Source organism: Nocardioides soli (genome assembly GCF_014191495.1).
GTDB classification, from domain to species: domain Bacteria; phylum Actinomycetota; class Actinomycetes; order Propionibacteriales; family Nocardioidaceae; genus Nocardioides; species Nocardioides soli.
In genome coordinates this window covers 1,463,912-1,475,282 of the sequence record NZ_JACHWR010000002.1, presented here as the reverse complement: position 1 = coordinate 1,475,282, position 11,371 = coordinate 1,463,912, and the positions used below count along the sequence as shown (strand labels likewise).

The window sequence follows — 11,371 nt, the reverse complement described above, 5'->3', positions numbered from 1 at the left end:
CGGCAGGTGGTTTCGAGGCTCGTCGCTGGCGCTCCTCGCACCTCAACCACCGTGACGGTGGTTGAGGTGCGAGCGAAGCGAGCCTCGAAACCCCGTCTATGGGAGGGCGACGATGCCGAGCTCGGCGGGGGTGGCGAGGAGGTCGTTGCGGGGTACGACGCGGACGGTGTAGCCGAAGGAGCCGGAGCGGTCGAGCACGAGGTCGCCGTCGAAGCGGTGCCGGCCGCCCTCGTAGGACTCGACGGGGTGCAGCGACTCGAGCGCGGTGTCCACGAGGTCGTCCTCGCCGGTGCTGCGCCCGTGGACCAGCTGGACGTCGACCTCCCCGGGCGTGAGATCGCCGAGGGCGACGAACGCTCGCACGCTCATCGTGTCGCCGACCTCGGGGGCGTCGCCGACCCCACTGCTCTCGACGTGCTCGACGCGGACGCCGGGCCAGCCGGCGCGCACCCGCCGCTTCCACGCGGCGAGCTCGACGGCCCCGGCGTAGTCGGAGTTGAGCCGACGCCCGGTGGTCGCGGCCGGCGTGTAGAGCTGGCGGACGTAGTCGCTGACCATCCGGGTGGCGAGCACCTTCGGGCCGAGCGACTTCAGCGTGTGCCGGACCATCTCGATCCAACGGGTCGGCACGCCGTCGGCGTCGACGTCGTAGAAGCGCGGCGCGACCTCGTTCTCGATCAGGTCGTAGAGCGCGGCCGCCTCGAGGTCGTCGCGGTGGTCGACGTCCTCGACGCCGTCGGCCGTGGGGATCGCCCAGCCGTTGTCGCCGTCGTACCACTCGTCCCACCAGCCGTCGAGCACCGACAGGTTCAGGCCGCCGTTGAGCGCGGCCTTCATGCCCGAGGTGCCGCACGCCTCGTAGGGGCGCAGCGGGTTGTTCAGCCAGACGTCGCAGCCGGGGTAGAGCGGCTGCGCCATCGCGATGTCGTAGTTGGGCAGGAACACGATGCGGTGCCGGATCGCGGGGTCGTCGGAGAGCCGCACGATGTCCTGGATCAGCTTCTTGCCGCCGTCGTCGGCGGGGTGCGCCTTGCCGGCGATCACCAGCTGCACGGGCCGCTCGGGGTGCAGCAGCAGGCTCTTGAGCCGCTCGGGGTCGCGCATCATCAGCGTCAGCCGCTTGTACGACGCGGCGCGCCGCGCGAAGCCGATCGTGAGCACGTCGGGGTCGAGGGCCGACTCGATCCAGCCCAGCTCGGCGCGGGCCGAGCCACGCTTCTCCCACGACCGGGCCAGGCGCCGGCGGGCCTCCTGCACGAGCCGCTCGCGCAGCTGTCGCTTGACCGCCCACATCTCGCTGCCCGGCACCTTGTCGGCAGCCGCCCAGAAGGCGTCGGTGTCGTCGCTGTCGGGGTCGGCGCCCTGGCTGGCCGCCAGCGCGATCACCTCGCGGCCGACCCAGGTCGGGGCGTGCACGCCGTTGGTGATCGAGGTGATCGGCACCTCGGCCTCGTCGAAGGCGGGCCACAGGCCGCTGAACATGCCCCGGCTGACGTGCCCGTGCAGCCGGGAGACGCCGTTGGCACGCTGCGCCAGCCGGAAGCCCATGACCGCCATGTTGAAGACGCCCGGGTCGCCGCCGTCGTAGTCCTCGGCGCCGAGCGCGAGCAGCCGGTCGACCGGGACGCCCGGGGTGGCGCCGGCGTCGCTGAAGTACTGCTCGACCAGCGTGCGCGGGAAGCGGTCGATGCCGGCCGGCACCGGGGTGTGGGTGGTGAAGACCGTGGACGCGCGGCCGACCTCGAGCGCGGTGTCGAAGTCGAGGCGCGGGCCGCCTTCGGCGACCGTCAGCTCGCGGATCCGCTCGACCCCGAGGAAGCCGGCGTGGCCCTCGTTGGTGTGGAAGACCTCCGGCGCCGGGTGCCCGGTGATCCGCGTGTAGACGCGCAGCGCCCGCACGCCGCCGACGCCGAGGAGCAGCTCCTGGCGCAGGCGGTGCTCGCTGGTGCCGCCGTACAGGCGGTCGGTCACGTCGCGGTAGTGGTCGGGGTTGCCCTCGATGTCGGTGTCGAGCATCAGCAGCGGCACCCGGCCGACGCTCACGACCCAGATGCGGGCGAGCAGCTCGGGCCCGTCGGGCAGCGCGATGCTGATCGTCGCGCGCTCGCCGTTCGGCTCGCGCAGCAGCGAGATCGGCAGCCCGTCGGGGTCGAGGACCGGGTACGTCTCCTGCTGCCAGCCCTCGCGCGAGAGCGACTGCTTGAAGTAGCCATGCCGGTAGAGCAGGCCGACGCCGACGATCGGTACGCCGAGGTCGCTCGCGGCCTTGAGGTGGTCGCCGGCCAGGATGCCGAGCCCACCGGAGTACTGCGGCAGCACCGCGGTGATGCCGAACTCCGGCGAGAAGTAGGCGATCGCCTCCGGGCCGTCCACGCCCGCCGCCCGGCGCCGCTGGTACCACCGGTCGCCGGTCAGGTAGCGCTCCAGGTCGGCGTGGGCCGCTCTCAGTCGTGCGAGGAACGCCTCGTCGCCGGCCAGCTGCTCCAGGCGCTGACGCCCGACGGCGCCGAGCAGCCCCACCGGATCGCGCCCGGTCGATTCCCACAGCTCGGCGTCGACGTCGGCGAAGACGTCTTGGGTCTCGGGGTGCCACGACCACCGGAGGTTGCCGGCGAGGTCCCCCAGCGCCGCGAGCGGCGGGGGCAGCACGGGGCGGACGGTGAATCGACGGATGGCGCGCACGGGTCGGACGTTACCCCGACATTCTTGGATCGTTCAAAGAGCCGGTCGGGTTTCGGCTGTCGGCAGCCAAGACCCGCACGACACGCCGTAGTCGCCAGGCGTGTCGCGCGGGTTTCGGCTGGCAGCAGCCGAAACCCGCGTGGCCCGCTGCCCTTGCCGCGCGCCATGTGCGTCTGGCTAGGTTGGAGTTCATGGTCGGTCGTATCCCCGTCATGGACGTCACGCCCCTGGTCGACCTGGGCCGACAGCCCGCGAAGGCGACGGTGGGCGAGCCGTTCCCCGTCACCGCCAGCGTGTTCCGCGAGGGGCACGACCAACTGGGTGCCGAGGTCGTGCTGACGGACCCGGCCGGACGACGCCGGCCGCCGGTGCGGATGGTGCCGGACGCCGACGTGCCCGACCGGCACGTCGCCTGGGTGACCCCGGACTCCCCGGGTGCGTGGACCTTCGAGATCGCGGCCTGGTCGGATCCGGTCGCGACCTGGCAGCACGACACCGGCCTGAAGGTGCCGGCCGGCGTCGACGTCGAGCTGATGTTCACCGAGGGCCGGCTGCTGCTCGAGCGGGTCCGCGCGACCCTCGACCCGCGCGACCCGCACACCCCCGACGCGACCGCCGTACTGGGCGCCGGCATCGAGGCCGCCGCCGACGTCGCCCGCCCCGCCGCCGCCCGGCTCGCCGTGCTCCAGGCGCCCGAGCTCGAGGCCGTGCTCACCGCCCACCCGCTGCGCGAGCTGCTCACCGTCGAGGGCCCCTACCCGGCGTACGCCGACCGCTCGAAGGCCCTGTGCAGCAGCTGGTACGAGTTCTTCCCCCGCTCCGAGGGCGCCACCAAGGACCCGAAGACCGGCAAGGTCACCAGCGGGAGCCTCCGGACCGCCGCGAAGCGGCTCGACGCCGTCGCGGCGATGGGCTTCGACGTCGTCTACCTGCCGCCCGTCCACCCGATCGGCGAGGTCAACCGCAAGGGTCCCAACAACACCCTCGACCCCGGCCCCGACGACACCGGCTCCCCGTGGGCGATCGGCTCCAGGTACGGCGGACACGACGCGATCCATCCCGATCTCGGCACGTTCGACGACTTCGACGCCTTCGTCGGCCGGGCGAACTCGCTCGGCCTCGAGGTCGCGCTCGACCTCGCGCTGCAGGCGGCACCCGACCACCCGTGGGTGACCAGCCATCCCGAGTGGTTCACGACCCGCGCCGACGGCACCATCGCCTACGCCGAGAACCCGCCCAAGAAGTACCAGGACATCTACCCGATCAACTTCGACAACGACCCGTCCGGCATCTGTCAGGAGGTGCTGCGGATCGTGCGGCTCTGGATGTCGCACGGCGTCCGGATCTTCCGCGTCGACAACCCGCACACCAAGCCGGTGGCCTTCTGGGAGTGGCTGCTCAAGGAGATCCGGCGCACCGACCCCGACGTCGTCTTCCTCTCCGAGGCGTTCACCCGGCCGGCGATGATGCACGCGCTCGGGGCGATCGGCTTCCACCAGAGCTACACCTACTTCACCTGGCGCAACACCAAGTGGGAGCTCGAGGACTACCTGCAGGAGCTCTCGCACCGCTCCGACCACCTGATGCGGCCGAACCTGTTCGTCAACACCCCCGACATCCTGCACGCCTACCTGCAGTACGGCGGCCCGGCGGCGTTCAAGATCCGGGCCACGATCGCCGCGACGGCGTCGCCGAGCTGGGGCGTGTACGCCGGCTTCGAGCTGTTCGAGCACGTGGCCGTGCGGCCCGGCAGCGAGGAGTACCTGGACTCGGAGAAGTACCAGATCCGGATCCGCGACTGGGACGCCGCCGAGCGCGAGGGGCGCTCGCTCGCGCCGTACCTCACCCGGCTGAACGAGATCCGGCGCGCGCACCCCGCCCTCCGGCTGCTGCGCAACCTCTCGATCCACTGGAGCGACGACGAGAACATCCTGGTGTTCTCGAAGCGGGCCGGGGGTTTCGAGACAGGCGCTAGCGCGCCTTCCTCAACCACCGGCGGCAGCGCCAGCGCGCTTTCCTCAACCACCGGCGGTAGCGCTAGCGCGCCTTCCACAACCACCGGCGGCAGCGCCAGCGCGCCTTCCACAACCACCGGCGGCAGCGCCAGCGCGCCTTCCACAACCACCGGCGGCAGCGCCAGCGCGCCTTCCTCGACCACCGGGGACGACGTGGTGATCGTGGTCGTCAACGTCGACCCGCACGCCGCGCGCGAGACGACGGTGCACCTCGACATGGCGGCACTCGGCCTGGGCGACACCGACTCGTTCGTCGTCCACGACGAGATCAGCGGTGCCGACTGGACGTGGAGCCAGCACAACTACGTGCGGCTCGACCCCTACCAGGAGCCGGCCCACGTGCTCACGTTGAGGAGCACCCGGTGACCCACGACGTGGCGCACAGCGAGGTGCTCGGCCAGAACACGCCCGAGTGGTTCAAGACCGCGGTGTTCTACGAGGTCCTGGTGCGGGCCTTCCGCGACTCCAACGCCGACGGCACCGGCGACTTCCGCGGGCTGGTCGAGAAGCTCGACTACCTCCAGTGGCTCGGCGTCGACTGCCTGTGGATCCCGCCGTTCTTCCCGAGCCCGCTGCGCGACGACGGGTACGACGTCGCCGACTACACCGGCGTGCACCCGGAGATCGGCACGATCGAGGACTTCCACTACTTCCTCGACGAGGCGCACAAGCGCGGCCTCCGGGTGATCATCGACTTCGTCATGAACCACACCAGTGACCAGCACGCATGGTTCCAGGCCTCCCGCTCCGACCCCGAGGGCCCGTACGGCGACTTCTACGTGTGGTCCGACAGCGACGAGCTGTACCAGGACGCCCGGATCATCTTCGTCGACACCGAGCCGTCGAACTGGACCTGGGACCCCGTGCGCCAGCAGTACTTCTGGCACCGGTTCTTCTCCCACCAGCCCGACCTCAACTTCGACAACCCGGCCGTGCACGACGCGATCCTCGACGCGATCCGGTTCTGGCTCGACATGGGCATGGACGGCTTCCGCCTCGACGCGGTCCCCTACCTCTACGAGCGGCCGGGGACCAACGGCGAGAACCTCCCGGAGACCCACGAGTTCCTCAAGAAGGTGCGCAAGGTCGTCGACGACGAGTACCCGGGCCGGGTCCTGCTCTGCGAGGCCAACCAGTGGCCGCAGGACGTCGTGGAGTACTTCGGCGACTTCGACGCCGGCGGCGACGAGTGCCACATGGCCTTCCACTTCCCGGTGATGCCGCGCATCTTCATGGCCGTGCGCCGCGAGTCGCGGTTCCCGATCTCGGAGATCCTCGAGCAGACGCCGCCGATCCCGGCGAAGTGCCAGTGGGGCATCTTCCTGCGCAACCACGACGAGCTGACCCTCGAGATGGTCACCGACGAGGACCGCGACTACATGTGGGGCGAGTACGCCAAGGACCCCCGCATGAAGGCCAACATCGGCATCCGACGGCGGCTCGCCCCGCTGCTCGACAACGACACCAACCAGATGGAGCTCTTCAACGCGCTGCTGCTGTCGCTGCCCGGCTCGCCGGTGCTCTACTACGGCGACGAGATCGGCATGGGCGACAACATCTGGCTCGGCGACCGCGACGGCGTACGCACCCCGATGCAGTGGACCGCCGACCGCAACGCCGGCTTCTCGGCCGCCACGCCCGGCAAGCTCGACCGGCCGGTGATCCAGGACCCGGTCTTCGGGTACCAGTCGGTCAATGTCGAGGCTCAGCTCGAGAACTCCTCGTCGCTCCTGCACTGGACGCGGCGGATGATCCACGCACGCCGCAACCACCCGGCCTTCGGGCTGGGCGCCTTCCACGACCTCGGCGGCTCGAACCCGTCGGTGCTCTCCTACGTGCGCGAGCTCGCGGCGCCGGACGCCGACCCCGCCTCCGGCCACGGCGCGGAGCAGGGGCAGGCGACCGGCGACCTGATCCTCTGCGTCAACAACCTCTCCCGCTTCCCGCAGCCGGTCGAGCTCGACCTGCGCCGCTACCAGGGCCGCCGCCCGGTCGAGCTGCTCGGCGGGGTGCCGTTCCCCGAGATCGGCGAGCTGCCCTACTTGCTGACCCTCGCCGGCTACGGCTTCTACTGGTTCCGGCTGACCGCCCCCGACACCGCTCCCCCGGCCGGCGACGAGGGGGTACTGCTGTGACCGAGACGCCCAGCCCGGGGCCCGACGTGTTCGCGAGGTACCTGGAGCGCACCCGCTGGTTCGGCGGCAAGGGCCGGCCGTTCTCGATCGCCGGCGTACGCCGCATCGGCGAGCTGCCGCGGACCGCGGACGATCCGCGCGTGGTCGTCGACCTCGTCGAGGTCGGGTACGACGACGACCAGGGCGGCACCGAGGTCTACCAGGTGCCGCTGTCGCTCTACACCGACCCGGAGCCGCGGCTCGACCACGCGTTCGTCGGCTGGTGGGAGGAGCCGGCGTACGGCTGGGTGCATGCCTACGACGCGCTGCACGATCGCGAGGCGATGGCGCTCTGGCTCCGGGCCTTCGACCGCGCGGCCCGCGAGCCGGGCGGCAACCTCAACGACGAGAGCGGGCTGCGCTTCCACCGGATCGGCGAGCACGAGCTCGACCTCGAGACGCACTCGACCCTCTTCTCCGGCGAGCAGTCGAACTCGTCGGTGGCGTTCGGCGAGGACGCGCTGATGAAGGTCTTCCGCAAGATCACGCCGGGCGTCAACCCCGACATCAGCGTGCACGACGTGCTCACCCGGGCGGGCTCCGAGCACATCGCGAGCCTCTACGGCTGGCTGGACTGGGTCGACGAGGGCGCCGACGAGGGCCAGGGCACCACCCTCCAGCTCGCGATGCTCCAGCAGTTCCTGCGCACCGCCAGCGACGGCTGGGATCTGGCGCTGGCGAGCGTCCGCAACCTCTACGCCGAGGCCGACCTGCATGCCTACGAGGCCGGTGGCGACTTCGCCGCCGAGGCCGAGCGGCTCGGTGTCGCGCTGCGCGAGGTGCACGACGTGCTGGCCGAGCACTTCCCCGTCGACCGGCTCGACGCCGCGGCCGTCGCCGGACTGGCCGACGACATGGACACGCGGCTCGACCAGGCGCTGCCGGTGGTCCCCGAGCTCGCCGCCCACGCCGACGCCCTGCGCGCGGCGTACGACCGGCTCCGCGGGCTGCGCGACGTGGCGGTCCAACAGGTCCACGGCGACCTCCACCTCGGCCAGACGCTGCGCACCAGCCTGGGCTGGAAGATCGTCGACTTCGAGGGCGAGCCGGCCAAACCGCTGGCCGAGCGGCTCCGGCCCGACTCGCCATGGCGGGACGTCGCCGGGATGCTGCGCTCCTTCGACTACGCGCCGCACGTCGTCGAGCGGCAGTTCGCCGACGACCACCCCGACAACGCCGAGCAGCGCGCCTACCGCGCCGAGGAGTGGGCGCACCGCAACCGCAACCACTTCCTCACGGCGTACGCCGGCGGCGAGTTGAGCGACGACCAGCGGGCACTGCTGGAGGCCTACGTCGCCGACAAGGCCGTCTACGAGACCGTCTACGAGACCCGCAACCGGCCGGCCTGGGTGGCGATCCCGCTCGAGGCCGTCGCGAGGATCGGAGCACCGTGAAGACGACACCCACCGCACTCGAGGTCGGCACCGCCGAGCTGCACCAGGTCGCCCACGGCGAGCACGGCGATCCGCACGGCGTGCTCGGGCCGCACCCCCACGACGGAGGCGTGACCGTCCGGGTGCTCAAGCCGCTCGCGTCCCGGGTCGAGGTGCGCTGGGACGGCGGCGAGGTCGAGCTGCGCCACGAGCACGAGGGCATCTGGGTCGGCGTGCTCCCCGTGCCCGACGTGCCGGACTACCGGGTCGCGGTGTCCTACGACGCCGACGAGGTCGTGCTCGACGACCCCTACCGCTTCCTGCCCACGCTGGGCGAGGTCGACCTGCACCTGATCAACGAGGGCCGCCACGAGCAGCTGTGGGAGGTCCTCGGCGCCCGGGTGCACCACTACCCGGGCGCGCTCGAGCCGGTCGTCGGCACGTCGTTCGCGGTGTGGGCGCCGTCCGCGCGCGCCGTCCGGGTCAAGGCCGACTTCAACAGCTGGGACGGCCGCGAGCACCCGATGCGCCAGCTCGGGACGTCCGGCGTGTGGGAGCTGTTCGTGCCGAACGTCGGCACCGGCACGGCCTACAAGTTCGTGATCCTCGGCCCCGACGGACAGTGGCGCGAGAAGGCCGACCCGATGGCGTTCTGGGCCGAGCGGCCCGCCGACACCGCGTCGAAGGTGTTCGAGTCGTCCTACGAGTGGGGCGACGACGCGTGGCTCGCGGACCGCCCGGACCGCTCCCCCGTCCGCGAGCCGATGAGCATCTACGAGATGCACCTGGGCTCCTGGAAGAAGCATCACGACGGTCGCTACTGGTCCTGGGCCGAGCTCGCCGACGAGCTCCCGGCGTACGTCGCGGGGCTGGGCTTCACCCACGTCGAGCTGATGCCGGTGATGCAGCATCCGTTCGGTGGCTCCTGGGGCTACCACGTGACGTCGTACTTCGCGCCGGACTCGCGGTTCGGCGACCCCGACGGCTTCCGGCTGCTCGTCGACCGGCTGCACCAGGCCGGCGTCGGCGTCATCCTCGACTGGGTGCCCGGCCACTTCGCGACCGACGAGTGGGCGCTCGCGCGCTTCGACGGCACCCCGCTCTACGAGGACCCCAACCCGCAGCGCGGCTGGCACAAGGAGTGGGGCTCCCACATCTTCAACTTCGGCCGGCGCGAGGTGCGCAACTTCCTCTACGCCAACGCGCTGTACTGGCTCGAGGAGTTCCACGCCGACGGGCTGCGCGTCGACGGCGTCGCGTCGATGCTCTACCTCGACTACGCCCGCCAGGAGGGCGAGTGGACGCCGAACGTGCACGGCGGCCACGAGAACCTCGAGGCGGTGCAGTTCCTCCAGGAGATGAACGCCACCGTCTACAAGCGGGTGCCCGGCATCACCACGATCGCCGAGGAGTCGACGTCGTGGCCCGGCGTCACCCGGCCCACGTCGGCCGACGGGCTCGGCTTCGGCTTCAAGTGGAACATGGGCTGGATGCACGACTCGCTCGACTACCTGGCCCACGAGCCGGTGCACCGGGCCTACCACCACGGCGAGATGACGTTCTCGCTCGTCTACGCGTTCTCCGAGAACTACGTGCTGCCGCTCAGCCACGACGAGGTCGTGCACGGCAAGGGCTCGCTGCTGCGCAAGATGCCCGGCGACCGGTGGCAGCAGCTCGCGAACCTGCGCGCCTACCTGGGCTTCATGTGGGCGCACCCCGGCAAGCAGCTGCTGTTCATGGGCAGCGAGCTCGGGCAGGAGTCGGAGTGGGCCGAGTCGCGCGAGCTCGACTGGTGGCTCCTCGACCACCCGGAGCACCGGGGCGTCTCGACGCTCGTGCGCGACCTCAACGCGGCGTACGTCGGCTCGCCGGCGGTGTGGCAGCTCGACGGCAACCCGGCCGGCTTCCAATGGATCGACGCCAACGATGCCGGTCGCAACGTCTTCTCGTTCGTACGCCGCGGCGCCGAGGGCTCGCCCGAGGTGGTGTGCGTGTCCAACTTCGCCGCCGTGCCCCACGACGACTACCGGCTCGGGCTGCCGGCGGCCGGCGACTGGGACGAGATCGTCAACACCGACGCCGAGTCCTACACCGGCTCGGGCGTGGGCAACCTCGGCTCGGTCGCCGCCGTCGAGGGCGAGTGGTCGGGGCAGCCGGCCCACGCCACGATCGTGGTGCCGCCGCTGGCGACGGTGTGGTTGCGGCGGCGGGAGGGCGGTGCGGGTTTCGGCTGACCGCCGTGCCCGCTGTGACTGGTGCGGCCGCCCGGCGTGCGCCGGCTCGCTAGGGTTGCGGCGTGACCGACCCGACGACCACCGTGACGACGGTCGCGGAGGGGATCGCCCGGATCGCGTGGAGCGACGACGAGCCGATCGACGTCATCCGGCACAACGTGGTCGCCGCGCTCGCCGACCACGCCCGCGTCGAGGCGCTGATCGACCCCGACGACGAGGGCGCGCAGCGGGCGGCGACCTGGTCGGGCCTGCGCCGCGAGGGCGTGATGCGCGGCGTCACCGTCGGCGGGGCGCCGGTCGACCGGATCGTCTACGCCCGGCTCGCGACCGACACCCCGCTGCACGAGCCGGAGGGATTCCGGGCGCTGCTCAACTCCTTCCTGCCCCGCAAGCGCGCGATCGGCCAGATGCTGATCCGCGACCACGACGGCCGGGTGCTGCTGTGCAGCCTGACCTACAAGACCGACTGGGACCTGCCCGGCGGCGTGGTCGAGGTCAACGAGGCGCCCCGCGAGGCGGTCGCGCGGGAGATTGAGGAGGAGCTCGGTCTCGAGATCCCGGCCGGCCCGCTGGTGCTCACCGACTGGCTCCCGGCGTGGAGCGGCTGGGACGACGCGCTGTGCCTGGTCTTCGACGGCGGCCGCCACGACGCCGCCCTCACCGACACCATCGTCCGCGAGGCCCGGGAGATCCGGACCGCGGAGTTCTGCACGGTCGACCAGGTGCACGAGCGCTGCGCCGACTTCACCGCCCGCCGCATCGAGGCCGCCCTGGCCAACCTGGCCGCCGGCGGCGGCCCGGCGTACACCGAGTCCGGCCGCTGAGCCGAGTTGGCGCCAGATTCTCGCCGAGCCGGCGCCAGATTTCGGGTGTGCCTGAAATCTGGCGCCCAC

The 11,371-nt window shown here is 71.6% G+C and carries 6 protein-coding genes; 5 read left to right on the top strand and 1 reads right to left on the bottom strand.

Annotation, left to right across the window (positions count from 1 at the left end):
• Positions 1 to 96: 96 nt before the first annotated feature.
• Positions 97 to 2,682 (bottom strand): alpha-glucan family phosphorylase, encoded by a 2,586-nt coding sequence (glgP, locus tag FHU40_RS17295; protein WP_183593468.1) that lies wholly within the window; start codon positions 2,680 to 2,682, stop codon positions 97 to 99.
• A 191-nt stretch (positions 2,683 to 2,873) separates the two neighbouring features.
• Here glgP and FHU40_RS17290 point away from each other — a divergent pair, with 191 nt between their 5' ends.
• The 5 genes from FHU40_RS17290 (at position 2,874) to FHU40_RS28390 (ending at position 11,302) form a co-directional block, all read left to right on the top strand.
• Entirely contained in the window at positions 2,874 to 5,063 is a 2,190-nt protein-coding gene (locus FHU40_RS17290; protein WP_183593467.1) for a maltotransferase domain-containing protein, read from the top strand.
• Positions 5,060 to 6,832, top strand: a complete 1,773-nt coding sequence (gene treS / locus FHU40_RS17285) for a maltose alpha-D-glucosyltransferase (RefSeq protein ID WP_343057902.1) — start codon at positions 5,060 to 5,062, stop codon at positions 6,830 to 6,832. Before FHU40_RS17290 ends, treS begins: the two co-directional genes overlap by 4 nt.
• On the top strand, positions 6,829 to 8,265 hold the full coding sequence (locus tag FHU40_RS17280; protein WP_183593466.1) for a maltokinase N-terminal cap-like domain-containing protein: 1,437 nt from the start codon (positions 6,829 to 6,831) through the stop codon (positions 8,263 to 8,265). Before treS ends, FHU40_RS17280 begins: the two co-directional genes overlap by 4 nt.
• Positions 8,262 to 10,478, top strand: a complete 2,217-nt coding sequence (gene glgB / locus FHU40_RS17275) for a 1,4-alpha-glucan branching protein GlgB (RefSeq protein WP_183593465.1) — start codon at positions 8,262 to 8,264, stop codon at positions 10,476 to 10,478. The genes FHU40_RS17280 and glgB overlap by 4 nt, the downstream gene beginning before the upstream one ends.
• A gap of 62 nt (positions 10,479 to 10,540) precedes the next feature.
• Positions 10,541 to 11,302: an NUDIX hydrolase gene (locus tag FHU40_RS28390; RefSeq protein ID WP_183593464.1), complete on the top strand. Its 762-nt coding sequence runs from the start codon at positions 10,541 to 10,543 to the stop codon at positions 11,300 to 11,302.
• The last annotated feature ends 69 nt before the right edge of the window (positions 11,303 to 11,371 follow it).

Excerpts from the sequence above, each read along its gene's own strand:
- FHU40_RS17290 (WP_183593467.1), top strand. The coding sequence starts at position 2,874 with ATGGTCGGTCGTATCCCCGTCATGGACGTCACGCCCCTGGTCGACCTG.